18 protein-coding genes and 1 tRNA gene are annotated in these 25,115 nt (G+C 67.0%); 7 read left to right on the plus strand and 12 right to left on the minus strand.

The window, feature by feature from the left end; all coding sequences use genetic code 11:
- Positions 1-19 precede the first annotated feature (19 nt).
- The 6 genes from C795_RS0105925 to C795_RS0105950 form a co-directional block, all read right to left on the minus strand.
- The gene (locus C795_RS0105925; protein ID WP_017792840.1) at positions 20-1,129 is read right to left on the minus strand and encodes a peptidase C39 family protein; all 1,110 of its coding nucleotides are present in this window, start codon (positions 1,127-1,129) and stop codon (positions 20-22) included.
- A 1-nt stretch (position 1,130) separates the two neighbouring features.
- Positions 1,131-2,738, minus strand: coding sequence for an ATP-binding cassette domain-containing protein (locus C795_RS0105930; RefSeq protein ID WP_017792841.1), 1,608 nt, complete (start codon positions 2,736-2,738; stop codon positions 1,131-1,133).
- Positions 2,735-3,595, minus strand: a complete 861-nt coding sequence (locus tag C795_RS0105935; RefSeq protein ID WP_017792842.1) for an ABC transporter permease — start codon at positions 3,593-3,595, stop codon at positions 2,735-2,737. Before C795_RS0105935 ends, C795_RS0105930 begins: the two co-directional genes overlap by 4 nt.
- Positions 3,592-4,611 (minus strand): ABC transporter permease, encoded by a 1,020-nt coding sequence (locus C795_RS0105940; protein ID WP_017792843.1) that lies wholly within the window; start codon positions 4,609-4,611, stop codon positions 3,592-3,594. Before C795_RS0105940 ends, C795_RS0105935 begins: the two co-directional genes overlap by 4 nt.
- A 9-nt stretch (positions 4,612-4,620) precedes the next feature.
- Positions 4,621-6,237 carry an ABC transporter substrate-binding protein gene (locus C795_RS0105945; protein ID WP_017792844.1) on the minus strand — a complete coding sequence of 539 codons (1,617 nt, stop codon included), beginning with the start codon at positions 6,235-6,237 and terminating at the stop codon, positions 4,621-4,623.
- Positions 6,238-6,493: 256 nt separating this feature from the next.
- The gene (locus C795_RS0105950) at positions 6,494-7,957 is read right to left on the minus strand and encodes a dicarboxylate/amino acid:cation symporter (protein ID WP_017792845.1); all 1,464 of its coding nucleotides are present in this window, start codon (positions 7,955-7,957) and stop codon (positions 6,494-6,496) included.
- Positions 7,958-8,328: 371 nt separating this feature from the next.
- Here C795_RS0105950 and C795_RS0105955 point away from each other — a divergent pair, with 371 nt between their 5' ends.
- The 4 genes from C795_RS0105955 to C795_RS0105970 all read left to right on the plus strand — a co-directional run bounded on the left by C795_RS0105955 (position 8,329) and on the right by C795_RS0105970 (position 13,053).
- On the plus strand, positions 8,329-9,282 hold the full coding sequence (locus C795_RS0105955) for a hypothetical protein (protein WP_017792846.1): 954 nt from the start codon (positions 8,329-8,331) through the stop codon (positions 9,280-9,282).
- 56 nt (positions 9,283-9,338) lie between these two features.
- Positions 9,339-9,827: a YajQ family cyclic di-GMP-binding protein gene (locus C795_RS0105960; RefSeq protein WP_017792847.1), complete on the plus strand. Its 489-nt coding sequence runs from the start codon at positions 9,339-9,341 to the stop codon at positions 9,825-9,827.
- Between the two features lie 101 nt (positions 9,828-9,928).
- Positions 9,929-12,544, plus strand: a complete 2,616-nt coding sequence (locus C795_RS0105965; RefSeq protein WP_017792848.1) for a tetratricopeptide repeat protein — start codon at positions 9,929-9,931, stop codon at positions 12,542-12,544.
- A 71-nt stretch (positions 12,545-12,615) separates the two neighbouring features.
- Entirely contained in the window at positions 12,616-13,053 is a 438-nt protein-coding gene (locus C795_RS0105970; RefSeq protein WP_026139487.1) for a DUF3151 domain-containing protein, read from the plus strand.
- Between the two features lie 23 nt (positions 13,054-13,076).
- On the opposite strand, the gene C795_RS0105975 is transcribed toward C795_RS0105970, so the two are convergent.
- The 3 genes from C795_RS0105975 to C795_RS0105985 all read right to left on the minus strand — a co-directional run bounded on the left by C795_RS0105975 (position 13,077) and on the right by C795_RS0105985 (position 16,555).
- Positions 13,077-14,972: a SelB domain-containing protein gene (locus C795_RS0105975; RefSeq protein ID WP_017792850.1), complete on the minus strand. Its 1,896-nt coding sequence runs from the start codon at positions 14,970-14,972 to the stop codon at positions 13,077-13,079.
- 2 nt (positions 14,973-14,974) lie between these two features.
- Positions 14,975-16,399 carry an L-seryl-tRNA(Sec) selenium transferase gene (selA, locus tag C795_RS0105980; RefSeq protein WP_017792851.1) on the minus strand — a complete coding sequence of 475 codons (1,425 nt, stop codon included), beginning with the start codon at positions 16,397-16,399 and terminating at the stop codon, positions 14,975-14,977.
- A 61-nt stretch (positions 16,400-16,460) separates the two neighbouring features.
- Positions 16,461-16,555 (minus strand) — tRNA-Sec (locus C795_RS0105985).
- A gap of 55 nt (positions 16,556-16,610) precedes the next feature.
- On the opposite strand from C795_RS0105985, the gene selD reads away from it, so the two are divergent.
- A complete protein-coding gene (gene selD / locus C795_RS0105990; protein ID WP_026139488.1) occupies positions 16,611-17,603 on the plus strand; it encodes a selenide, water dikinase SelD in 993 nt (330 codons plus the stop codon).
- A gap of 290 nt (positions 17,604-17,893) precedes the next feature.
- Here selD and nrfD read toward each other — a convergent pair whose 3' ends face one another.
- Genes nrfD through fdh form a run of 3 tightly spaced genes read right to left on the minus strand, consistent with a single transcriptional unit; the run spans position 17,894 to position 23,332 of the window.
- The gene (gene nrfD, locus C795_RS0105995; protein ID WP_017792853.1) at positions 17,894-18,982 is read right to left on the minus strand and encodes an NrfD/PsrC family molybdoenzyme membrane anchor subunit; all 1,089 of its coding nucleotides are present in this window, start codon (positions 18,980-18,982) and stop codon (positions 17,894-17,896) included.
- A complete protein-coding gene (locus C795_RS0106000) occupies positions 18,979-20,010 on the minus strand; it encodes a 4Fe-4S dicluster domain-containing protein (protein WP_017792854.1) in 1,032 nt (343 codons plus the stop codon). Before C795_RS0106000 ends, nrfD begins: the two co-directional genes overlap by 4 nt.
- A gap of 1 nt (position 20,011) precedes the next feature.
- A complete protein-coding gene (gene fdh / locus C795_RS0106005; protein WP_232225446.1) occupies positions 20,012-23,332 on the minus strand; it encodes a formate dehydrogenase in 3,321 nt (1,106 codons plus the stop codon).
- Between the two features lie 160 nt (positions 23,333-23,492).
- Between fdh and C795_RS0106015 the strand changes: the two genes are divergently transcribed.
- A complete protein-coding gene (locus tag C795_RS0106015) occupies positions 23,493-24,779 on the plus strand; it encodes an adenylosuccinate synthase (RefSeq protein WP_017792857.1) in 1,287 nt (428 codons plus the stop codon).
- A gap of 6 nt (positions 24,780-24,785) precedes the next feature.
- On the plus strand, positions 24,786-25,082 hold the full coding sequence (locus C795_RS0106020) for a chorismate mutase (RefSeq protein WP_017792858.1): 297 nt from the start codon (positions 24,786-24,788) through the stop codon (positions 25,080-25,082).
- Positions 25,083-25,115: the final 33 nt, after the last annotated feature.

Genomic DNA, 25,115 nt, shown 5'->3' on the forward strand with positions numbered 1-25,115 from the left:
TCAACACCGGCCCAACGATTTACCGGGGCACCACGATGGCGCCGCGGTATTCGGGGTCGCCCCAACGCATAATGAGGTCGATTCCGGCGAGCGGGATCGGCAGGCAACTGGTGTCGACCCAGCTCTCCCCGTGCGCCGCCTCGACCCACGGATCCGACACGATGAGTGCGTCATCGATGACGTCGTGCGCGAGCACCCAGTGCGGGGCGGGGTCGCCGATGAGCGGTGCGAGCGCGATGAGCAGAAACACGTCGTTGCCAGCCGCGACCAGGTCGCGAATCTCTGCGACCTCGATCCAGCGGCGTTCAATCTCGAGCCCGAGGGCAGCGGCCTGTCGCAGTGAGTCATGCTGTAGTTGTTCGCGCAGCCGCAGCTCGTAGGGATCGTCCTGAAAATCCTCAAGGAGTACGAGCCCGGCCGCACTCATGAAGACCTTGGGGGCTCCAACTGCGAGGCCCTCGCTCGAGATCTCGCGGGCGGTGGTCACCGCCAGCCCAACTGGGTCGCACGCGGGGAGGTTCGTGGCACGGCGCCAAAAATCGATTTCGCGCTCCTGGTTCGCGTCGCCGCTGTCACCAAACTTGGTGAGGCCCTCCTGCTCCAGCATCATCAGCGCGGTGACCGCCCCGCAAGTGACATCGGTCGTCTGGCCGTAATACGGCACGGTGCGCTGCGGCCGGTCGCCCAACCAGAGCGACCAGCTGCGGGCGTGGGCGGGCTCGCCCGGCCGCGTGCTGGGCACGGACGGCACCGGATCCGGATCCCGCTCAAACCCCAGCTCGCGAAGAGCGGCCTGGCGGGTCTCGTCGAGCGGGGCGATTGTGGGGTGCTCCTCGAACCGAATCAGGATGGGGGCGGGGTGGGTTGCATCGACGAAGGAGCGGTCTGCGACGGCCGCCGCGACCGCGCGCGCAAACCCTGCGGCATCGGGAGCCAGGACGTCGACGATTTTGCGGTAGGCGGTGTGTGCGCGTCCCGCGACCAGCGCGACCGCGCGCTCCTCGCCGTTGCCAGCCGCGATGTGCCGGGGCGCCCACAACTCACGGGCGGTTTCCCAGAGCGCAGCGCGGGCGGGATCCACGGTGTAGCCCGTGGGAACAGAAACGTCAGTGGATACGTGCGCGGTCATGTCAGTCTTTCGGTTGGGGCGAGGCGGGAAGTTCGGGGGAGGTGGCTTGTCGATACATGCTGTCGCGTTCGGCGGCACGCACGAGGATGCGGGTGTAGTCGTGTTGCGGGTTTCGTAGCACCTGTGACGTGTCTCCAGACTCGACGATCACGCCTCGCTGCAACACGATCGCTCGGGAGGCCAACCGCGCGACGACACCCAGGTCGTGCGTGATGAACAGCATGGCAAGCTGCAGTTCGTCGCGTAGCCGGGTGAGCAGATCAAGGATCTGCGCCTGCACCGAAACGTCGAGGGCAGAGACGCTCTCGTCGCAGATCAATAACTGCGGGTTGGGGGCGAGCGCACGGGCGATCGCGACGCGCTGCCGCTGCCCGCCCGACAGTTGTGCAGGGCGCCGCCCCGCGAACTCGGGGTCGAGCTCGACGAGCCGCAGCAGGTCGGGGACCTCGCTGGCGGTGCGGCCCGCGCTGTGCAGCGCCTCCGCGAGCGCCTGCTCGACGGTGAACGTCGGGTTCAGGGTCGAGTAGGGGTCTTGGAAGACGATCTGCATCTCGCCGGGCTTGCGCCCCGCACGGCCGCTCGAGAGCAAGCGCCCCCCGAGCTGTACCGAGCCGGTGTCGGGGCGGTCGAGGCCTGCGATGCAGCGGGCGAACGTGGATTTGCCCGATCCGGATTCGCCGACGAGCGCGACAATCTCGCCCGCTGCAACGGTCACCGAGGCGTCGTGCAGTGCCTGCGTCGCGCCAAAACTCTTGGAGAGACCCGTCGCTTCAAGCACAACCTGGCCCGGCGCGGCGGCCACAGGCGGGGCGTCGCCGATCGTCGGGTTCGCATCGAGCAGCGCCCGCGTGTAATCGTGCTGGGGGGCGCCAAGCACGGCCGCCGCAGCACCCGCTTCGACCACGACGCCGTGTCGCATCACCAGCAGCTGGTCTGCGCGCCCAGCCACCACCCCCAGGTCATGACTAATGAGCATCAGACTCATCTGGTGACGACGCTGCAGCTCGCCCAGGAGGTCGAGCACATCTCCCTGGGTGCTCGCGTCGAGGGCGGTCGTGGGCTCGTCGGCGATCAACAGACGCGGCTCCGCGGCAAGCGCCGCCGCGATCGCGACACGCTGCCGCATGCCGCCCGAGAGTTCAGACGGATATTTGCGTGCGACCGCCGCGGGAAGACGCACTTCGTCAAGGCGTTGCGTCACCTCGCGTTGTAGCGCGGCTCGTGCGGGAGTCGACGCCCCCGCCTGACGGGCGCGGGCGCGAATAGTCGCTGCGATTTGGTCGCCGCACCGGATCACGGGGCTCAAGCTCGTAAACGGGTCCTGCAGGAGCAGCACTGCGCGCCGCCCTCGCACGCGAGCCCACTCGGAGTCGCTCGTGCTCGCGAGGTTGAAGCGTTCGCCGTCAATAGTGGCGATCCCGCGCGCAGCGGTGCCCCGGGGGAGTAAGCCGGTGAGGGCCCGGGCGGTCATGGTCTTGCCAGATCCGGATTCGCCAATGACCGCGAGCGTGTGCCCCGCAGGTACCGAGAAACTGATGGGCTCGACGATGGTGCCCGCAGGCCCTTCGACAGCGAGGCCGTGCACCTCAAGGCCGGTGGTCGTGCTCATTGGAGCCCCCGTTCACGCAGGCGTTCGCCAAGATGATCGCCGAGTAGGTTGATGGCCATGGTGGCCCCCACGATCAAGAGCGCGGGAATGAGCAGCATCGCGGGATTATCGCCCATCACGCTGCGCCCGTCAGCGATCTGCCGCCCCCAGTCGGGGGTGCCGGGCGCCACGCCGATACCGAGAAATGACAGCGAAGACAGGGTCACGAGCGCAATACCGAGGTTGAGCATGAAGTTCGTGAGAATGAGGGGCCACACGTTGGGCACGATGTGCCGAAACATGATGCGCGACGACGACAATGACAGCATCTGGGCCGCCTCCACGTAGGGTCGGGGAGCCTGCTCAGCGACGCCGGCACGCACGATGCGAATGTCAGACGGGCAAAAGAGAATCACGAGCATGATGACCGTCACCCAGTAGCCCGCCCCGAAGAGCCCGGCGACGACGATCGCGAGCAGCATCACGGGGAGCGAGAGCAGTACATCCACAATCCGGCCGATCACCGTGTCAGTAATGCCACCCCGGTAGCCGGCAAGCGTGCCGAAGATCACGGCAAGAATCATGGAGCCGGCAGCGATAACGGTCGGGCCAACGACGGCCGATCCGGTGCCCGCAATCGTGAGCAGCAAGATATCGCGGCCCAGCTCGTCAGTGCCTAGTGGGTGGCCGGGAGTGCCGGGAGGGGCCAGCGCATCAAGGATGCTCTGGGCGCTCGCCGCCTCGGTCAAAAACGGGGAGGCGAGCGCAGCCAACACGACAAGGATGAGCAGCGCAGTCGAGATGCGCACGGCCCAGTTTGGGTGCGACCGCTTGAGGGTAACGGTGCGCGTCTTGGGGCGTAGGGGAACGGTGGTCATCGGTTCAGCTCCTTCGCGCGCACCCGCGGGTCAAGCAGGAGGTAGCTCAGGTCCACGAGAATCGTGATCACCGCGATGGCGGCTGCCACCAGCAGGGTCAGCGCCTGCACCACCGGGAAGTCCTTGAACAGTACGGCTTCCTCAAGCAGCGAACCGATGCCGGGTAGTGCGAACACCGTTTCGACGATGATCGTGCCTCCGACGATGAAGGTGAGGATGAGACCGGCACTGGTGACAATCGGAATGGCCGCGGCGCGCAACGCGATCGTGCGCACCTCGCGCTCTGAGAGCCCGCGGGCGCGGGCGAACGTGATGGCGTCACTCTGCAGCTCGCGCAGCACTGCGGCGCGGGTCATGCGCATGAGGATCGCGCCGATGCCAGCTGCGAGCGCGACGGCTGGCAGCGTCAGATGCCACAGGGTGTCGAGGCCACCGCTGCCACCGCCGTACGCGGGAAACAACGGAATGAGCATCGAGAACACGTACAGCAGCAAGATTGCGAGGGCGAACGACGGCGCGGAGAGCCCGATGAGTGAGACCACGCTCGCGAGGCGGTCGGTGGGCCGGCCCTCGCGTGCAGCACTGATGATTCCGAGCGGAATCGACGTGATGACCGCGACCAAGAACGAGAGCACGACGAGGGCCAACGTGCTGCCGATGCGGGCACCGATCACCGTGGTGACGGGCTGCTGCATGCGAATCGAATAGCCAAAGTCGCCCCGGATTGCGCCCCACAGCCAGTCGAAATAGCGCACCAGGAAGGGGTCGTCGAGATGGTACTGCGCCCGGATCGCGGCAATGGCGTCGGGCGACGAGGGGCGATTGCCCAGCAGGTTTTTCACGATGTCACCCGGGGTGAGGTAGACGAGTGAAAACGTGAGAAACGAGATGACGAGCAGGATCACGAGCACGCCCACGATGCGAAGCAGGATCGTGCGTGTGAGGGCGCGTTGCGCGCGGCCCCCGCCCCGGACTGTCGGGGCGGGGGCCGCGTCGAGTGACTCGATGGTGGCCAATGGGCGTCGTTACTCTGCTGCGCCCGCGGGCTCTGCGGAGAACAGTTGGGCGCCCCAGGACCCGAGGAACGTGAACGGCGTGAACTCGTGCACGCCGATGCTGTTGTCGAAGTAGGTGAGGGACTGTCCCCACCACAACGGCGCGGCGTAGGTGTTTTCGGCGTTGAGCTGCTCGAGTTCGAGCAAGATGTCGATGCGCTTCTGGGGATCGGACTCGGCGCTTGCCGCATCGATGAGGCTCTGTGCCTCGGCGTCCTCGATGCTGCTGTCGTTGCCGGCACCCAGGAGGTAGCTGTTCACCTCGGCCGGGTCGCCCGTCGTCGAGAAATACCACATGAAGCCCAGGCCGTGTTCGCCGTCACCGAGGGATGCGAGCCACTCCTCGATGGGCACCTCTCGCACCGTGATATCGATGCCGAGCGGCTTCAGGTTTTCTGCGATCGACTGCGCTGCTGTGCCCAGCTGGGGCCCCGTGTTGGGGTAGGTGAGCTCGGCTTTGAATCCACCGGCGCCCGCGGAGTCGGCGAGCAGTTTCTCGGCGGCCTTGAGGTCGAAATCATGCTGAGGGATGGTGTCCAACTGCTCGCGTGCCTGCTCGGGGTCGTAGGCCTGGCTCAGCGACTCGGGCGTCATGATCGCGGTGGCCACCTCGCCGTAGCCGCGCAGCAGCTTTTCGACGATCGCCTCGCGGTCGACCGCGCTGGCGATCGCGGCGCGCACGTTGGGGTCGTCGAACGGCTCGACGGTGTTGTCGAAGAGCAACCCAACATATGACAGATCGTTGGTGGCCTCGACGCGGCCGTCCTTGATCTTGCTCCACTGCTCGGCCTGCTTCAGTGGAACATTGAATGCAACGTCGATGTCGCCCTTCTGCGCGGCGAGCAGCCGGGTGTTTTCGTCGGGAATGAAGTCGACGCGAATCTGCTTGACCTTGGGCTGGTCGCCCCACCAGGTGTCGACGCGATCGAGCGTGACGTGCGAATCGGGGACGAACTCGGTGGGTTGGTAGGGCCCCGAGCCGAGGAGTAGCGATTCGCTGGTGCCCACCTTGCCGGCATACTCCTCCCAGAACTTTTGCTGGGTGACCACGAGTGCACCCACATTGGCGATGGTGGTGAGGAATGCTGCGTCGGGCTTGTTGAGCGTGAAGGTGACCTCGTGGTCGCCGGTCTTCGCGACCGACTTGATGTTCGTTAGATAGAACGATGTGCCGGGTGAGACCTCGGCATCTGCGGCTTGCTGCACGCTAAACACGACGTCATCTGCAGTGACCGGGTCGCCATTTTGAAACTTGGCGTCGTCGCGCAGCGTGAACACATAGGTGGAGTCGTCGGGCGTGGTCCATTCGGTTGCCAGGGCTGGCACGAACTTGCCGTCGGCGTCGATGGCGACGAGGCCTTCCTGCATGTTGCCGGCGAGGTAGTAGTTCAGGATGCCTGACTCTTGCCCGATGTACAGGTTGGCGAGGGACCCGGGGAACGCGACGGTGACAGAGTCGATCTCCTTGCCGCTGTCCTTCAACTCGACGGGGCTCGAGGGTGCAGCTGCCCCGCCACCTCCGCTGCAGGCCGTGAGGCCCAGGGCTGAAGCGGCGGCAACTGCGATGAATGCATGACGAATCTTCATTGATTTCTCCAAGAACCGACCTCGATGGCGAGCATCTAAGGCGACTGGCGGCTGTAATTGGTTCTGAGTCTACTGTGCGGCGTCGACCGGGCTTAGGAAATCTTGCTTCTGGATTCCATAAATTTCAGTGAACCATTGTGTGAGTGTGCACTGGGGTGCGTGTCACGCGGCGTCATAATGCCGACTGGCGGCGAGTGCGCCGCGAGCGTGGCTGCTCGCGGCGCACTCGCCGCCCGCTCATGAGGGGCCCGGGGGCTTAACGCGGTGCCGGATCCGGAACCTGCGCCGGATCGGCCGTGTGCGCGGCACCTTCCACAGCGGTGTCCTCAACATCGGTGTTGTCGAAGGCGAGGCCGCGGCGGGGCGCGTTGTAGAGCGACTCGTCGAGAATGCCCTCGCGCTTGGCGACGAGTGTGGGGACGAGCGCCTGGCCAGCCACGTTGACCGCGGTGCGGCCCATGTCGACGATCGGGTCGACGGCGAGCAGCAGGCCAACACCCTCCAGCGGCAGGCCCAGCGTCGAGAGGGTGAGCGTGAGCATGACGGTCGCGCCGGTGGTGCCCGCGGTGGCCGCCGAGCCCACGACCGACACGAGCACGATCAGCAGGTACTGCACGATCGTGAGTTCGATGTTGAAGAACTGAGCGATGAAGATCGCGGCGACGGCGGGGTACACCGCGGCGCAACCGTCCATTTTGGTTGTCGCGCCCAGGGGCACCGCGAACGAGGCGTATCCGCGGGGAACCCCGAGGTTGCGTTCAGTAACGCGCTCGGTGAGCGGCATGGTGCCGATCGATGAACGGCTCACGAATCCGAGCTGCACCGCAGGCCAGACGCCCGAGAAGTACTGCTTGATGGAGAGGCCCTGGGCCTTGATGAGGGCGGGATAGACGACGAAGAGCACGACTGCCAGACCCAGGTAGAGGGTAGCGACAAACCAGGTGAGCGATCCCATCTTGTTCCAGCCGTACTCGGCGACGGCGTTGCCGATGAGGCCGAGGGTGCCGATGGGGGCGATGCGAATGATCCACCACAGCACCTTCTGGATGATCGCGAGTGCCGACTCGGTGAGTTTCACAAACGGTTCGGCCTTTTCGCCGATCTTGAGCGCGGCGATACCGACCGCGACCGAGATCACGATCACCTGCAGGACGTTGAAGTTTGCCGAGGCGGCAAGCGCGCCGGTGTCGGCGTCGACGCTGCCGCCGATGCCGAGGCCCAGAAAGTTCGATGGCACGAGGCCGATGAGAAAGTTCCACCAGGTGCCGACCGTGTAGGGGTCGCCCGTCGCCAGCTCGGACTGCGAGGCGGCGGCGCCGGGCTTGAGCACCAGGCCGAGCACGATGCCGACGGTCACCGCGATGAGCGCGGTGATGGCGAACCACAGCAGGGTCTGGCCGGCGAGGCGGGCGGCATTGGTCACCCTGCGCAGGCCGACGATGCTCGACACGATAGCGGTGAAGATCAGCGGAACGACGGCTGCCTTGAGCAGTGAAACGTAGCTGCCGCCGATCGCGGCGAGCGTGGCGTGGAGGCCGTTCTTGTTGCCTTCGCCATCTGGCCCGAGAGTCATGGCGACCCCGCCGAGCACGAGGCCGAGCACGAGGCCGGCGAGGATCTGCCACCCGAAGGAGGTGGTCCATGCGGGCAGGCGGCGCTTGGGCTGGGGTGCCGGGTGCGGCGTTGCCGCTGTGGCGGTGGGGGTCTCGGCGAGTGGCACGGGGTTTCCTTCTCGTTGATGAGCGGCTCGGGCTGAGGGGGGGCGCGAGCCGCGAAATGGGCCGTATCGAGTATACGCACATATTCGCTTTCGTTATGACACCTATAGTGCAACGTTGCGCTGTGTTGCGTTCACCGCCCAACCCTTCCCGTCTGTAATGCGGGTCACCCAAAATCTGCGCGACTATTTCCGTCTACTGGTCACTCATAGACGGAAGTTCCCCCGCATATTTTGGGCGAACGGGGCATATGGGGTGACGGGAGACCTGCAGGTCGTCCACAGGGCGCAGTAACTAGCCAAAAATGGGCAGTGGAGAGGTGAGCCTGTGGATTGCCGTTTGTCGAGTCGAATGCACCCTAGCGTCAGGATGCATGAGGCCACTTTCTCCCATCAACGCCCCCGGGCTCACCGCCGAAGTGGTGCGAGTGAGCGAGCTGCGAGACGCCGGGGTGAAACGCTGGCGTCGTTACTGCAGCGATCTTGACGTGCCTATGCGGGGCACACGGGCCAGCCCGAACATTGACGGCACCACGTGGAAGGCGCGCGCGGCCGGGCTGCAACTGGTGCTCACCCCGGGCCAGTTCGTGTCTCGCCGCAGCGCTGCCAAGCTTCTAGAGATCCCGATACCTTGGGCGCCGGAGGGCCCGAGTGTTCCAATTCAGTTCGAGGTCGGAGCAGTTCGGCCGCGTCGCCCACCGGATCGTCGAGGCGTCATTGCGCATCAGGTGCTCCCAGGTGTGCTGAACTCGGTGCCCGCCGCGCCCAATTGGTTGCCTGAACCCGCTGATGTATGGGCGCTCATGGGCGCGGTCGTTGGGGTCGAAGACCTCGTCATTGCGGCGGATCACCTCATCTCGCAGGTGCGAAAGAAGCAGACCCCCGGGTGCACGTTCGACCAACTCGTAGACGCAGTCGACCGGTTCACGGGGTGTCGGGGAGTCGGCCGGTTGCGCGAGGCGCTGCCGCAAGTCAGAGGCGGTGTTGCCTCGCCGCCCGAGACGAAGGTGAGACTGGAGGCCATTCGCGCAGGGCTCCCTGAACCGCTGACGAACTGCCCGGTACAGACGCCCGGGCGACGACTGCACGCGGATCTCGGCTACCCGCAGTGGCGCATCGCGATCGAGTACGACGGTGCGTATCACTTTGAGAACGGTGCAGAGCAGGCCAAGTTCAACAACGAGCGCCGCGAACGCATGCGTGACGCTGGCTGGGAGGTGCTCGTATTGACCTCACACGACCTGCGAAACCTGAGGCCGTTTCTCGCCCGGCTCACACGGAAGATCAACACTGCCCGCCTGCAGCACTCGGCCGCCGGCCCACACTAGCCTCGCATGCCTGCCAACCCGGGCATGCCTGCCTCGTTTCGTCTACGCTTAGAGGTATGGCTGATTCTTCATTTGATGTTGTGAGCAAGGTCGACTCTATGGAGGTCGAAAACGCGGTGAACCAGGCCCGCAAGGAGGTCGAACAGCGCTACGACTTCAAGGACGTGGGCGCCGACGTGTCGCTCTCGGGCGAGACGATCATGATCAAGGCGAACACCGAGGAGCGCGCACTCGCGGTCCTCGACGTGCTGCAGTCGAAGTTCATCAAGCGCGGCATGTCGCTCAAGGTGCTCGACTCGGGGGAGCCGTACCCCAGCGGCAAGGAGACCCGCATCGAGTCGAAGCTCAAGGAGGGCATCGACCAGGCGACCGCGAAGAAGCTCAACAAGCTGATCCGCGACGAAGGCCCCAAGAGCGTCAAGAGCCAGATCCAGGGCGACGAACTTCGCGTCAGCTCGAAGAGCCGCGACGACCTGCAGGCCACGATGGCCTTGCTCAAGGGTGCTGACGTCGACACCGCGCTGCAGTTTGTGAACTACCGCTAGCAACCACCGCTAACAGCGGCCGTGAGAAGCGGCACCGGGGCTCCCAGAATCTCAAGATTCCGGGAGCCCCGGTGTGTTTATGGCGCGGTAGTGTGAGCCTTATGGCAGACATCTTGCTGGGCGGGCACAGGCGCATCGTCGAGGAGTTGGCCTCGCGACTGCGCGCGCTGCAGCGCGGCGATCTTGCGGCGTCCCGCGTGGTGTTGCTGAATGCTGCCGCGGGTGAGGGCAAGACCCGGATCATTCGGGAGCTGTTCGCGCGGCTGCGGGCGCAGCACGATGAGCTACAGAACGGGGCCCCGCAGTACTGGCCCGAGCGTGCGGGCGATGCGCGATCCGGCGCTGCAAGCCCGATCTTGGCCCGCGAGGAGATTGCGCCGCCGGGCAGGGGATTTGTGGGGCCGACCGATGCCCAGCCCGGGTTTGGGTGGTGGGCATTCGACGGCCAACGCCTCAACGCCGGCGTGGCCCACAGCCTCGCCGCCGAGGTGCGATCGCAGTGGCAGGCTCACGCGGAGGCCCTGGCGCGCGCACGGAACGAAGCGGCCGGGGGCGCAGTGCGCAACCTCCCGGGCGAGGTGCCCAGCGAGGGCATCGCGCTGGGGCGCGCCCTGCGCTCGCTCAGCCACCCGCGCCTGCCCGGCGTGATCGTGATTGAGGACGCGCATCTCATGGGGGCGGAGCTTGCGGCGCTGGTCGAGGAGGCGAGCATGCCAGATCCGGATCGGCCGCTCCTTATCATCGGAACAGTCGAGGCCGGTGCGCCGCAGCACCCCGAGTTTGTACGGTGGATGGCGAGGTTGCGTGACCTCGTCGAGTGCATTGACGTGGTGCAGCTGCCCGCCGCAGACCTGATCTCGATGCTGCGAGAGGCCGCGCCTCGGACCGATGACGCGACGGCGATGCGAACGGTTGCGCGGCTGGGCGGCCCGCTCTCGCTCAAACTGTGGCTCACCTCGGACGCCGTGCACCGCCACATCCAGCTACACGGCGGCGCCCTGGAGCTGCGTGAGCTGAGCCTGCCCGCCGATGCCGCTCAGGTGTTGGCCGCGCAGTGGGACGGGCTGCCCGAGGTGGTGCGGGCGGTGCTCTCGTGCGCGGTGGTCGCGAATCCGCTCGCGGCCAGGTCGCACGCAGCGAGTCGGCGCTCGGCCGCGCCGGTCGCGGTCGATGGGCTCGCCGCTGACGGGCTCGTGCACGTCGTGCCTGAGGTGATGGCCGCCGCGTTTGCCGAGTTCCTGGGCGTTGCGGCAACCCCCGAGCGGCTGCAGGAGGCGTTCGCGGCGGCCGTGGAACCGGCCGGTTGGTGCCGCGAAGACGGCGGCGTACTGTACTTTCGCGAGGGTCTCCTCGCCGATGTTGCACGCGCCGCAGTGCGAGCCCCAGAGGGGCAAACCGCACTCCGAGCGATCGTGCGGCGCCACATCGAGCGATGGATCGATGCCACCCACGACGAATACACGCTTCCGGCGACCGAGACGGCTTCCATCCTCGCGCGGTGGTATATCGCGCTGTCGAGGGCGCCCGCCCCCGTGCCCGGCCCGCACATGGCTGCGACGGCCGCGCCCCCGCCGACCGAGGCGCTCGCCGCCGCGCACTGGCGCATGGCGTGCGATGCGGCCGCTCGAAACGACTACACCGAGGCGATCTCTCACGGCAGACGAGCCCGGGCACTGCTGCGTCAGGTGTTGGGCGAAAACTACCCGGCCGAGTACCTGCGCGATCACCGCCTCCCCGGCAAAGCCGCCTCCCAACACCAGGTCGCCCCCGTAGGGGCTATGCAGCTCGTTATCGCCGAGTGGATGGGGGAGTCGGGTCGAGCCGGTGACGCCATCGAGGAGCTGCGCACCCTGCTCGCCGATATGGAGCGACTCGCGGGCACCCACCACATCGCGACCCTTTCGGTGCGCCGCGACCTGGCCCGCCAATTGAGTGAGGTGGGAATCGCTGAAGAGGCGATCGGCCAGTTTCAAACGGTCATTGCCGACCTCTCAGCCATGGTGGGGCCACTCTCACCAGAGACGCTGGAGGCGCGGGGCGGGCTTGCCGAGGCACTGGGCGTCTCGGGCCAATACGATCAGGCGGTCGCCGAGCTACGCGCCCTGATCCCGCTCTACCTCGAGGTGTACGGCGAATCCCACCCGGGTACCTTTCTGGTGCGCGGCGCGCTCGCCGCATTTCTCAGCCAGAGCGGCCAACCCTTCGCCGCCGTGGAGCAGGCCCGCATGCTGCTCGAAGACCAAGACAAGGTGCTTGGTGCCGCCGACCCCCAAGTGCTCACGACCCGCAGCAACCTCGCGGTGATGCTGCTCGACAGCGGGGATCCGGATGCAGCCGTCGAACAGTTTGCGCAGCTGGCCGCTGAGCGTGCCGAACTGCTCGGTGTGACCGATCCCGACACGCTCGACACCCGCATGAACCTGGCGCTGGCGCTACTCGAGGCGGGCAGGGCGCAGGCCGCGGTGCACGAGTTTCGTGCGGTGCTCGAGGTGATGCGCCGCACCCTGGCCGAGGACCATCCCGACCTGCTGCGGGGCCGGGGCCAACTGGCTGAGGCCCTGGGGCGGGCGGGCAATCCTCGCGCCGCCGTGTTGGAGCTGCACGCGCTCAAGCGCGACGTCGCCCGCTCGCTCGGCCCCCGGGCGGGCGAGATCGCTTCGATAGCGGCGGCCGCACGCTTTTGGGAGCGCGGCTTAGCCGAGCCGCCGCCCGCCTGATCAATGGCCGGATCAGGGCGCTACCGGGCCCGCAGCTCCCCTTCGCGGTGCTGGCCTCGTAGACTGGCCGCATGATCGGCAAAAATCTTTTGGCCCCTGAGCCCACCCTGCTCGGCATCGACCCCGCTGCGGCAGAGCTCGCAGCGGGAGCAGACCCCGAGACCGTGGTGCGCGAGTTCCCCGAGTCTCCAATCGCGTGGGCGATGCTTGCCGACGCGGCTCACGCTGAGGGCCGCGAGCTCGAGGCGTATGCGTTTGCGCGCGTGGGGTACCACCGGGGCCTCGACGCGCTGCGGCGGGCTGGCTGGCGCGGCGCGGGCCCGGTTCCCTGGTCGCACGAGCCCAACCGTGGAGTGCTGCGTGCCCTGTATGCGCTGCGCCGCGGCGCCATGGCGATTGGCGAGAGCGGTGAGATCGAACGACTCACCGAGTTTCTTGATGGCGCAGACCCACAAGCGATTGCGACGATCGCCGCCATCGAGGCCACTGAAACTACCGAGTCACAGTAGCCGGCGGCTGCTCCCGCGCGAGCTCAGCGCGCAATCTCTCGGCGGGTGCCGTCGAGGCGGCGAGTCCAGCCTTTCGCATCGAGGTGCTCGAGCAGCGGGATCGCCACGCGTCTCGTCGTATCGAGCGCCTGCCGTGCCTCACTCGTTGTGAACGGTTGCGCGAGCGCCGAGAGGCGGCGCATCGCGAGCGCGGGCGCCTGCGGCAGCAGCACCACCCCGTCGCGAAGCCGGATCAGGCGGCCCGCCCGCTCGGCCGTAGCGATCTCCTTTGTTCCGAGGTGGAGTGCCACGAGGTCGTCGGCTTCGGGAGCCGCAAATGGACGGTCGCGCAGACGGCGCTCGAGGGCGGCCACTCCGACCTCGGCAGCCCCCAACTCGACCCGCGCGTTGGGCTCCCGCAACACGCCCTGTGCTGACTCGAGACCGGCCCGGTGCACCACGAGTGGGAGGAGCGCCGGGTCGGGCATGGCCGCGTCGGGCATGGCCGGGTCGGGCAGCGCCGGGCTCCGCCGCTTCAGCGCATCGATGGCGGCTCCGTGCGCGAGTCCCGCTGCAAGCGGGTCGGCCCGCCGCTTCGCGCTGAGTGCTGAACGTAGGGCCTTCGCCCAGCGGTCGATAGCCGAAGGCAACACCCACCAGACTTCGCTGGCAACTCCGCCGCCAGAGCCGCCGCCACCAGCAGCGCCGCCCCTGAGTCGCACCTCGACGAGCCCGTCGGGCACCTGCTCGAGCCCGCCGACGCCCAACGTGCGCAGCTGGCTGGGCCTCATCGCGCCCCGCCTGGCCACCTCAACGAACGCGTCTCCCGTCTCTGGGAGCAGCGCCAGTGCCGCGCCGCGCCTGCGCCCGTCCCCGCGGCGAGTGAGCGCTGGCACGTCGACGTCGAGCACGGTCACGCCCGCGAACACCTCATGACTGCCCGAGGCGCGCAGCACGATCCGGTCACCCACCTGGAGCGGGAGCGACCGGGCGAAGCTGAGCCGACCGTGATCATCGTCGAAGGGACGCAGCCGCACGGTCACCGCGGCCGTGCCGATGTGGGCCGTAAACTCCTGTGGAGCATCGCGAAGCCCGCGGCCGGTGGTGCGCCGCACATCAACCTGCGACACGATGCACCACGCTTCGGGGGTCACGAGCGCGTCGCCGCGCCCGATCGCATCGGCGTGCACGTCTCGCAGGTTCACGGCGACCCGCGAAGTGGGGGTCACCGCTTCGGTCGCAGAATTCTGACTGTGGATCTCGCGCACGGCGGTGGGCGTTGATCCGGATCCCCCCAGCGCGACGAGCGCGTCACCGTGCCGCAGTGTTCCCGCAGTGAGCGTCCCCGTCACGACCGTGCCTGATCCCTTGATCGTGAATGAACGATCCACCCAGAGCCGCACGCGCGCGGCGGCGTCGGGGGCGGGCGCCTCGGCCAGCACGCGGTCGAGCTGCGCCACGAGCTCGGCGAGCCCTGTGGTCTCGCCGCCGCTGGGAATGGCGACCGGGATGATCGGCGCCTCGGCGAGCGCAGTGCCCGCGAACTCGCTCCGGATCGCGGCCGTAATCTCTGAAATGTTGTCGGGTGCCCGGTCTGCACGCGTGATCGCGATGACCGCACGAGAGATACCCAGCGCCGCGATCGCGTCGCGATGGTCGGTGGATTGCGCCTGCCACCCCTTGTCGGCGGCGACGACGAACAGCACCACAGGAGCCGGGCCGACCCCGGCCAGCATATTGCTGAGAAACCGCTCGTGACCGGGAACATCGACGAAGGCGACGCCGCGGCCCGACGGCAGTCCGGTCCATGCGAATCCGAGGTCAATCGTGAGCCCGCGGCGCTGCTCTTCGGCAAGCCGGTCGGGCTCCATGCCGGTGAGGGCGCGCACGAGCGTCGACTTGCCGTGGTCGACGTGGCCCGCGGTGGCGACGACGTACACGGTTAGGCGAACCCGTCTTTGGTGGTCGAGTCGACTGTGGTGACTGTGCTGAGGGCCGTGGCGACGGCGGCGATGGCTTCGGCCAACGCCTGCTCGTGTTCGGGAGCCACGCAGCGCAAATCGACCAAGCATTGACTCTGGCTGACGCGGGGTACCACGGGGGTACTGCCGGTGCGCAGCAGCGGCGCATATTCCTCGGGGAGCGCGAGCGCCCACCCGGGCAGCGGCACCCCGGGTGCCCCGCCACCGCCCACGCGGCCGTCGTGCGGCACCACTTCAAACGCGGAAGTGTGGGCCGCCGCAGAGACATGCTCGGCCAGCCGATCGGTGCGGGCCCTGAGCTCCTCGGACGTGGCGTGCAGCGCGGCGCCGACGGGGGTTTGGCCTCCGCGCAGCGTGGCCTCGAGCGCGGCGAGCGCGAGCTTGTCGGCGCGCACGGCCCGCGCGAGCGGATGCTTCGCAATCACGCCCACGGCCGCGCGGGTGCCGAGCAGGATGCCGGCTTGCGGCCCGCCTAACAGCTTGTCGCCGCTCGCGATGACCACGTCGGCTCCCGCCCGTAACGCACCGGTCAGGTCGGGTTCGTCGGGGATCGTGGGATCCGGATCAATGAGCCCGCTGCCCAGGTCGACAATGAGCGGAATGCGCCGCCCGCCCGCCGCCTCGTGCGCGTCAATGAGCGCCCGAAGGGCCGCGACCTCGACGCCCGAGGTGAAGCCCTCGACGCGAAAGTTGCTGGGGTGTACCTTCAGCACGCAGCCCACGGTGGCGCCCAACACCCGCTCGTAATCGGCGGCGTGGGTGCGGTTCGTTGTGCCCACTTCGCGCAGCCGAGCGCCCGTCGTTTCCATGAGGTCGGTGAGCCGAAACCCTGCGCCAATCTCGACGAGCTCGCCGCGGCTCACGACGATGTCGCCGGGTGCGCGGTCGTTCGCGGCGGTGCCCCAGGTGCTCGTTGCGCCGAGCGCCGTGACCGCGAGCAGCAGAGCCGCGGCTCCGTTGTTCACGACGAGCGCGTCCTCGGCGGCCGGGCACGCCGCGAGCAGTGCGGCCTTCGTGCCCGCGCCGCGCGTGCTGCGGACCCCGGTGGCGAGGTCCATTTCGACGTCGGCGTAGCCCGCCGCCCGCTCGACCGCGCGCCGTGCGCCGGCCGATAGCGGTGCCCGGCCGAGGTTCGTGTGAATTACGACGCCGGTCGCGTTGATGACGGGGGTGAGCGACGCACTCTCGCGTCGCGCCAGGCGCTCGAGAATCGTGCGCCCAACGTCTTGGGGGAGGCCCTCGCCGTCTCGCACCTGCTGCTGTGCCTCGGTAATGACGCGCCGGATCTCGGTCTCGCTGAGCCATTCGCGGGCCGCAGCCACGCCGGGCATCGCGAGCAGATCGTCGGTGCGTGGAATCAAGCGGCGGTAGTCTGTCGTGCTCATGGGCGCCACCTTGCGTGCGGGGTACGTGTGCGCGGCTGGGCCGCACAAACCGAAGGAAAACTGGCGGAGGCGGACGGGAATCGAACCCGCCAGACCGAGATGCTCGGTCTCACCGGTTTTGAAGACCGGGGGCACCACCAGGGACCAGACGCCTCCACAGAGGATCCTACACAAGCTGGCAGACATGTTCGCGCGGGGTAGTCTCGGAAGCATGACTGTTGACGTGGACAAGATACGACTGACCGGTTTCGCACACGGCGGCGGCTGCGCATGCAAGATTCCCGCGGGCGAGCTCGAGGCTGCGGTGCAGGGGCTCGTCGGCCAGGTCGCACCGAATGTGCTCGTGGGCCTCGACGACGGCGACGACGCCGCCGCGGTGCTCGTGCGCGACGATCTCGCGGTGCTTTCGACCGCCGACTTCTTCACCCCCGTGGTCGATGACGCCTATGACTGGGGCCGGATCGCGGCCGCCAACGCGCTGTCTGACATCTACGCGATGGGCGGCACCCCCATCACCGCGATCAACCTTGTCGGCTGGCCGCGCGAGAAGCTGCCCATGGAGCTGCTCACTGAAGTGCTGCGCGGTGGCCTCGACGTCGCGGCAGAGGCGAATTGCCCCGTCACGGGCGGACACTCGGTTGACGACCCCGAGCCCAAGTACGGCATGGCGGTGACGGGCATCGCCGACCCGCAAAAGCTCATGGGCAACGATGCCGCCGTCGCCGGCCTGCCCCTCACCCTGACCAAGCCGATCGGCGTCGGCGTTATGAACAACCGCCACAAGCAGACCGGCGAGCGATTCGAGCACGCCATTACACAGATGGCCGAGTTGAACCGTGACGCCGCCCAGGCCGCGGTCGCTGCCGGGGTGCGTGCCGCGACCGATGTCACGGGGTTCGGGTTGCTGGGGCACCTGTTCAAGATGTGCCGGGCCTCGGGCGTCGCAGCGACGCTCGACATGAGCGCGGTGCCGCTTGTGGAGGGTGCTCGCTCGTCACTCGAGGAGGGCTTCGTGCCGGGAGGATCTCGCCGCAACCTTGATTGGGTGCGGCCTCACCTCACTGCCGACAACTCGATCACCGAGGATGACTTGATTCTGCTGGCCGACGCGCAAACCTCGGGCGGCTTGCTCATCGTCGGCGAAATCCCCGGCCACCCGGTGATCGGTGAAATCACCGTGGGGGCCGGCGTGCACGTGCGCTAGGGGGTCATCGCTGGCATCCGGCACCCTGCCTGCCCCTGCCTGCCTCTGTCGGGCCTTCGTCGGGCCTCCGTCGCCCTCTGCCGGGCTGCTCCGAGAAAATAAGCGGGGGTTGTTCCGTTTAAGGACCGCTGTAAAGCGGAAATACTCCCGCCCATTTTTCGATTTGCGGGCAAAGCCAATGACCTATCGGTGCACCGACGAGGCGACAGCGCTCCCCAACCGGTCATGCTGCGGGAGCTTGCGACTCGCAGTATCCATGGCGGGTGGATTCTGCGACCCCGCCGTCGCGGTTAGCCCGCGGTTGTGATCGAGTCGTGGGTGATGCCGCGGCGGCGGCGCTCCTCAAGGCGCCGTTTCTGCGGTTCGATCACGTAGCGCGGATCCTTCGTGGACTCGAGACCCGCCTCAAGCACGCCGAAGCGGGTGAGCGCCGAGGCTGCGAGCAGCGTCACGCCCGAGGCCGCAGCGATCGCACGGTTGCGGCCGCCGAGGAGGGCGGCGAGGCCACCCGCCGCGGCGAGATACTTGCTCCACTTGAGCATGGTGCCCGGGTGGCCCTGGTGCAGCGGCTCGGCCGCGACCGGATCCATGCGGCGTTCCATGAGCTCCGATGCCACGAGTTCGGCCGCGGCGCCCGTCACCGCCATGATCCGTGCGGGCTTCGCGTCGGCGACGGGGGTGGTGATCATGCCAAGGCCGCCCGAGGCGAGAGTTGCTGAGCTCGCGAACACGAACGCGAGGTCTTCCTTCGCAGCGTTCCACGTGGGGTTGGCGGTGTCAGACAGCAGCACCCCGGTGTAGGCGGCGAGCGGGGCCGCGAACACGGCCGAGACCACGCCTGCTGGCTGCTCGGCGAACTTGAGGAGCGGGCGCAGCGGGCCAAGCGGCAGCTTGCGCTTCGTCATGCGGTCCACCTCGGCGACCGCCGCAATCCCGGCCCCGGCACTGAACGCGCCCAGAATCCAGGATCCAACGCTCATGGGCGAGGTCACCTTGAACGTACGAAACATGTTGAGGAATCGCTCGGGCCGGCCCAGGTCGACGATGAGCGCCACGGCACCGGCGCCAGCTGCGCCGATGGCAGCGAGGCGGCTGTTGCGGCGCAGCTTCTCGTTCTTCGTGAACTGCGCACCTGCTGCGAGCAGCGACGAACCACCGGCGACGCCGCCGAGAAACAGGTAGATGCCGATCGGCGCCTCCCACGGCGGCGCCTTCACGATGGGGCGGTCGTAGTAGGAGGTGAACTCGACCTCGGGCACCATAGCCATCTCACCCGAACCGTCGGTGCGCCCAGGCCCACCGCTGCGACGCTTGCGCTTGCCGCCGCGCTTACGCGGGGACTCCGGGGGGCGATACGCGTCAAACTCCGAGACCGTCACCGGCGTCCTCCTGAAATAAATGCGAGGGCGACGACGCCCACCATGCCAGCCGCAGCGATGGCGGCCCGTTTGAACATGCGAGGCAGATCGGCCGTGGGCACTCGGGGATCCGGCGGCAGACCATACACCTCGGGTTCATCGAGCAGCAGGAAGACTGATCCGGTGCCGCCCACCCCGTCCTCGGCGTTCGCGCCGTAGAGCCGCGCCTCGGTGAGACCCTGCTTGTGGAGCTCGCGCACGCGAGCGCGAGCGATCTTCGCGAGCTCTTCCTTGCTGCCAAACTTGATCGACGTCGTCGGGCAGGCTTGCGCGCAGGCGGGCGTCTGATCGTCGGTGAGTCGGTCGTAGCAAAGCGTGCACTTCTGGGCGACGCCAACATTGGGCGTAGGCGCCTGCTCGCCCGGGGTGAAGTCGCGGTTGGTCTTGGGCTGAGCGATGCCGTCCTCACGGCGCTCAATCACGCCGAACGGGCAGCCCGCGACGCAGGTGCCGCAGCCGTTGCAGATGTCCTCCTGCACCACGACCGTGCCAAACTCAGTGCGGTAGAGCGCGCCCGTGGGGCACACGTCGAGGCAGCCGGCGTAGGTGCAGTGCTTGCACACGTCCGACGACATGAGCCAGCGAAAGTCGGGGGTGTCTGGTGGGGCCGTGTCGCTGCCCGAAAGGTCACCGTCGCCCAGATCGCCGCGCTGCAGAAACGCGTTGGTGCCACGGGGCTTCGGGCCGCCGATTGAGGGCATGCCGAGGCTCACGAGCTTGCGGCCGCTCTCGCGTGCCTGCTCGATTTCCTCGCGGCCCTGCTCGACAAAGGCGACGTGGCGCCAGGTGTCGGCGCCGAGCGAACCGGTGTTGTCGTACGACGACTCCGACAGCTTCCAATCGGAGTCGGCCGGGTTGCGGTTCCACTCCTTGCACGCGACCTCGCAGGCTTTGCAACCGATACAGATCGAGGTGTCGGTGAAGAACCCCTTGTGGTCTTTGGCGTCGTGCCGTGCTGGATGGCCGGCTGACTCAACGAGTCCGCTCATGTCAGGTCACCCCTCCCGTGTCGGTCGTGTGCTCGGTCTGCTTGGCCTCGCCCGAACCGGCGAGCTCCTGTGCTCCTGAGACCACCGTAGCCTGCGCGTGCGGGGTATCGAGGTCATGGGCGTGCGGGCCCTCGTCTGCGGCGCTGATCGCGGTGTCGGGGGTGAGCCCGGCACGCTGCTGATACTCGGAGACGAGCTCGAGCAGTGCCTTGCCGCGGGGACGCCGCCCCGGAATGATCGTGCAGGCGCCCACCTTGGACTCCTGAATGAGCACGTTCGGATCCATGACGATGCCGAGTAGGTCATTCGCGGCATCGCCCTGCACCACGGCGTCGCTGCCAACACCCCAGTGGTAGGGGAGGCCGATCTGGTGCATCGTGCGGCCGCCGATCGTGAGCGCCTTGACGCGATCGGTGACGAGCACCTTTGCTTCGATGGCTGCACGCGGCGAAATAATCGTAGCCCAGCCGTACGGTTCAAGCCCGCACTCCGCCGCCAGTTCGGGGGACACCTCGCAGAACATCTCAGGCTGTAGCTCCGAGAGGTACGGCAGCCAGCGACTCATACCGCCCGCGGTGTGGTGTTCGGTGAGGCGGTACGTCGTGAACGTGTACGGGTACACCTGTGCCCCGGGCTCGGTGCCGCTCGCCGCGCTCAGGTTGTCCTGACTCGACATCGTGATGCGGGTAGGCGAGCGCTGCTGGTCATAGACCGGGTTCGCGACGGGGGACTCCTGCGGTTCGTAGTGTGCCGGAAGCGGCCCGTCGAGCAGACCGTTGGGGGCGTACAGCCAACCCTTGCCGTCGGGCTGCATCACGAAGGCGTCCGTGCCCGAGAGCCCCGCGGCTCCGGTCGCTCCGGCCTCGGGCCTCGCGTCGGGAGCGAGATTCAGCGGGAAGTCGGGGGTGTCCTTACCGACCCACCGCTTCGCATCCTCGTCCCACCAGACGTATTTCTTACGCTCGCTCCACGGCTTGCCCTGCGGGTCGGCCGAAGCGCGGTTGTAGAGCAGGCGTCGGTTCGACGGCCACACCCATGCCCAGTCGTCGCCATCGGGGCTCTGGTCGGCCTTTCTAGGCCGAAGCGCCGCGTGGTTCACGCCATCGGCATAGACGCCCGTGTAGATCCAGCAGCCGCCCGACGTCGAGCCATCTGCCTTCATCTCGGTGTACGACGACAGCGGCTGGCCGGCCTTCTCGCCCTCAAGATGGAACCCGTTGATCTCGGCGAGCACCGCCTCGGGGTCGGGGTTGCCATGGGCATCGAGGGGGTAGTCCCAGGTGAGATCGAGCAGCGGTCGGTCACGCGGATCGGTCGAATCCGCGATGCGCTCGCGGATTCGGATCCCCAGATCGTAGAAGAAATCGAGCTCGCTCTCGGCCTGCCCCGGGGGCTGCACGGCCTGGTGGCGCCACTGCACCATGCGCTGGGTCTGGGTAAACGTGCCCGACTTCTCGACGTGGTTCGCGGCCGGCATGAAGAAGACCTCGGTCTCGATGTCCTCGGTGCGCAGCTCGCCCGACTCGATCTCGGGGCCGTCCTTCCACCAGGTCGCCGACTCGATCATCGCGAAGTCGCGCACGACGAGCCACTTGAGGTGTGACATGGCGAGGCGCTGCATGCGCCCGTGGGCCGAACCGACGGCGGGGTTCTGGCCGAAGATGAAGTAGCCGTCGATCTCGTCGTCCATCATCTTGCCGACGGTTTGGTAGGTGCCGTGCGGGCCGGTGAGCTTGGGCAGGTAGTCGAAGGCCCAGTTGTTCTCAGCGGTGGCCTTATCCCCCCACCAGGCCTTCATGAGGTTCACGGTGTACGACTCCGCCTCGCTCCAGAAACCGACCTGATCGTCCGAGCGCACCCCATCAAGGTAGTGGTCGAGCGACGTGTTGTCGGCCGTGGGCATGGGGAGGTAGCCGGGCAGCAGATTGAACAGGGTCGGAATATCGGTCGAGCCCTGGATGCTCGCGTGGCCGCGCAGGGCCATGATGCCGCCGCCGGGGCGACCCATGTTGCCGAGCAGCAGCTGCAGGATCGCCGAGGTGCGAATGAACTGGGCACCCATCGTGTGCTGGGTCCAGCCCACGGCGTACGCGAAGCAGGTGGTGCGGTCGCGGCCCGAGTTCTCGGTCACGGTGCGCGCGAGGTACGCAAAGTCGTCCTCGGAGATGCCGCAGGTCTCGCGCACCAACTCGGGAGTGTAGCGCGAGAAGTGCCGCTTGAGGATCTGGAACACCGTGTGCGGATGCTCGAGAGACTCGTCGCGCAGGAACCGCTCGTCTGGGGGCAGCGCGGTGTCTCCCGTTTTTTGGGTGCGCTGATACGCCCAGCTCGACATGTCGTAGGTGCCGGTCTCGGCGTCGTAGCCCGAGAACAAGCCCTCGAGGTCTTCGGTGTCGCGGAACTCGGGGCTCACGATGGTCGCCGCGTTGGTGTACGCGACGACGTAGTCGTGCAGCCACGCGTCGTTCTCGATCACGTAGTTGATGAGCGCGCCGAGCAGCACAATGTCAGACCCAGCACGAATCGAAATGTGCTTGTCAGCCACCGCGGAGGTGCGCGTGAAGCGGGGGTCAATATGAATGACCTTCGCGCCGCGCGCCTTTGCCTCAGTGACCCACTGAAACCCAACCGGATGGCACTCGGCCATGTTGGATCCCTGGATCACAATGCAATCCGCATTGGCCATGTCTTGCAGCGGTTGCGTAGCACCGCCTCGGCCGAACGAAGCTCCCAGACTGGGAACTGTGGCGGAGTGTCAAATACGGGCCTGATTCTCGATCTGAATCGCACCAGCTGCGGTGAACAGCTTCTTGATGAGGTAGTTCTCTTCGTTATCGAGCGTTGCGCCGCCGAGCGCTGCGATGCCCATGGTGCGTCGCACCGGTCGGCCATGCTCGTCTTCGTCTTGCCACCACTTCTTGCGGGCGGCCATGAACCGGTCGGCGATCATGTCGATTGCGGTGCCGCGCGACAGCTTCTGCCACTCGCGAGCTCGCGGGGCACGATAGAGAATCTCGGTCTGCCGAGTCGCCGAATTGACGAGCTGCTCGCTCGCCGATCCCTTGGGGCAGAGCCTGCCACGCGAGATCGGTGAGTCGGGGTCGCCCTCGATCTGAATGACCTTTTCGTCTTTGACGAATACCTTCTGGCCGCAGCCAACGGCGCAGAATGGGCAGACGCTCTGCACTACGCGGTCGGCGGTTGCTGTGCGGGGCACGGTGTCACGGGACTTTTGCGACATGACGGCATCGCCTCGCCCGAACTTGTCGTTCGAGCGCAGTTGCCGAAAAACCGGCCACTCAAGAGGACTGAACCGCGCCATACCCGTCACCCTAGTCGATCTGACCCACGCCGCGCCATGCCCAAACGGCAAAGAACGCTCCGGCGCGGGGCGAGGGCTCACGTCGCCCCAAAGCCACCATTTGCGGCGAGCCCGGTAGACTAGGGGAGTACGTGCCGTGTCCGCAAAGGAAGGGGCTGAAATGCCCGCAGTTCTCATCACCGGTGCCCAGTGGGGCGACGAAGGTAAGGGTCGCGCAACCGACCTCCTCGGTAGCCGAGTCGACTACGTCGTCAAGTTCAACGGCGGCAACAATGCCGGCCACACCGTGGTTGTCGGTGAAGAGAAGTACGCGCTGCACCTGCTGCCCTCTGGCATCCTCACCCCGGGCGTCACCCCCGTCATCTCGAACGGCGTGGTTGTTGACCTCGAGGTGCTTAAGGGTGAGCTCGAAGCCCTTGGCGGTCGAGGCGTCGACGTGTCGCGCCTCAAGGTGAGCGCCAACGCGCACGTCATTACGGCGTACCACCGCACGCTCGACAAGGTCACCGAGCGCTTCCTCGGCAAGCGCCAGATCGGCACGACCGGTCGCGGCATCGGCCCGGCCTACGCCGACAAGATCAACCGCGTTGGCATTCGCATCCAGGACATCTTCGACGAGGGCATCCTGCGCCAGAAGGTCGAGGCGGCCCTCGAGTTCAAGAACCAAGTGCTCGTCAAGATTTACAACCGTCGTGCCATCTCAGCCGACGAGGTCGTCGAAGACCTGCTGAGCTACCGCGAAATGCTTGCGCCCATGGTGTGCGATACCGGTCTGCTGCTGCACAACGCAATGGAAGACAACAAGACTGTTCTCTTCGAGGCGGGCCAGGCCACGATGCTCGACATCGACCACGGCACCTACCCGTTCGTGACGTCATCGAACGCGACTGCCGGCGGCGCGAGCACCGGGTCGGGGCTGCCTCCGCACGCCCTCACTCGCGTGATCTCGGTGATCAAGGCGTACACGACCCGCGTAGGCGCTGGCCCCTTCCCCACCGAGCTGTTTGACGAGTCGGGCGACTTCCTGCGCAAGCAGGGCTTCGAGTTTGGCACCACGACGGGCCGCCCTCGCCGCTGTGGTTGGTACGACGCCCCCATGGCGCGGTTCTCGGCCCGCATCAACGGCGTCACCGACTTCGTGCTCACGAAGCTTGACGTGCTGTCGGGTCTCGAGACCATTCCGGTGTGTGTGGCCTACGACGTCAACGGCGTGCGTCACGAAGAGATGCCCGTGAACCAGAGCGACTACCACCACGCCGTGCCGATCTATGAAGAGTTCCCCGGCTGGACTGAGGACATTACGGGTGCTCGCAAGTTCGAGGATCTGCCGCAGAACGCCCAGGACTACATCGTCGCGCTCGAGAAGATGAGCGGATCGCGCATCTCGGCTGTGGGCGTTGGCCCCGAGCGCGAGCAGGTCGTCGTGCTCCACGATCTGCTCGACTAGGCGATCGTGACCGAACTCACGCCACAGGCGCGGCTTGACCGGCTGCGCTCGAGCATCGACAATATCGATGCCGCGCTGATTCACATGCTTGCTGAGCGGTTTCGCTGCACCCAGGAGGTCGGGGTGCTGAAGGCTGAGCACGCCATGCCCGCCTCTGATCCGGATCGCGAAACCAGGCAGATCGCACGGCTGCGCAGCCTCGCAGAGGATGCGCATCTCGACCCGGAGTTTGCGGAGAAATGGTTTAACTTCGTGGTGGCCGAAGTGATTCAGCACCACACCGAGATCGCTGCAGATCGATAGGTTTCGCAGGTCTTGTACCCCCGCTGGTTTAGA

The sequence above is a fragment of the Leucobacter salsicius M1-8 genome (assembly GCF_000350525.1).
GTDB lineage: Bacteria > Actinomycetota > Actinomycetes > Actinomycetales > Microbacteriaceae > Leucobacter > Leucobacter salsicius.

Bases quoted from the DNA above. Each gene is read 5' to 3' on its own strand.
- C795_RS0105970 (WP_026139487.1), top strand. From the start codon at position 12,616: ATGATCGGCAAAAATCTTTTGGCCCCTGAGCCCACCCTGCTCGGCATC.
- C795_RS0105925 (WP_017792840.1), bottom strand. From the start codon at position 1,129: ATGACCGCGCACGTATCCACTGACGTTTCTGTTCCCACGGGCTACACC.
- C795_RS0105955 (WP_017792846.1), top strand. From the start codon at position 8,329: ATGAGGCCACTTTCTCCCATCAACGCCCCCGGGCTCACCGCCGAAGTG.
- C795_RS0105960 (WP_017792847.1), top strand. From the start codon at position 9,339: ATGGCTGATTCTTCATTTGATGTTGTGAGCAAGGTCGACTCTATGGAG.
- C795_RS0106000 (WP_017792854.1), bottom strand. From the start codon at position 20,010: ATGAGCGGACTCGTTGAGTCAGCCGGCCATCCAGCACGGCACGACGCC.
- C795_RS0106015 (WP_017792857.1), top strand. From the start codon at position 23,493: ATGCCCGCAGTTCTCATCACCGGTGCCCAGTGGGGCGACGAAGGTAAG.
- C795_RS0105935 (WP_017792842.1), bottom strand. From the start codon at position 3,595: ATGACCACCGTTCCCCTACGCCCCAAGACGCGCACCGTTACCCTCAAG.
- C795_RS0105930 (WP_017792841.1), bottom strand. From the start codon at position 2,738: ATGAGCACGACCACCGGCCTTGAGGTGCACGGCCTCGCTGTCGAAGGG.
- selD (WP_026139488.1), top strand. From the start codon at position 16,611: ATGACTGTTGACGTGGACAAGATACGACTGACCGGTTTCGCACACGGC.
- C795_RS0105965 (WP_017792848.1), top strand. From the start codon at position 9,929: ATGGCAGACATCTTGCTGGGCGGGCACAGGCGCATCGTCGAGGAGTTG.
- selA (WP_017792851.1), bottom strand. From the start codon at position 16,399: ATGAGCACGACAGACTACCGCCGCTTGATTCCACGCACCGACGATCTG.
- C795_RS0105945 (WP_017792844.1), bottom strand. From the start codon at position 6,237: ATGAAGATTCGTCATGCATTCATCGCAGTTGCCGCCGCTTCAGCCCTG.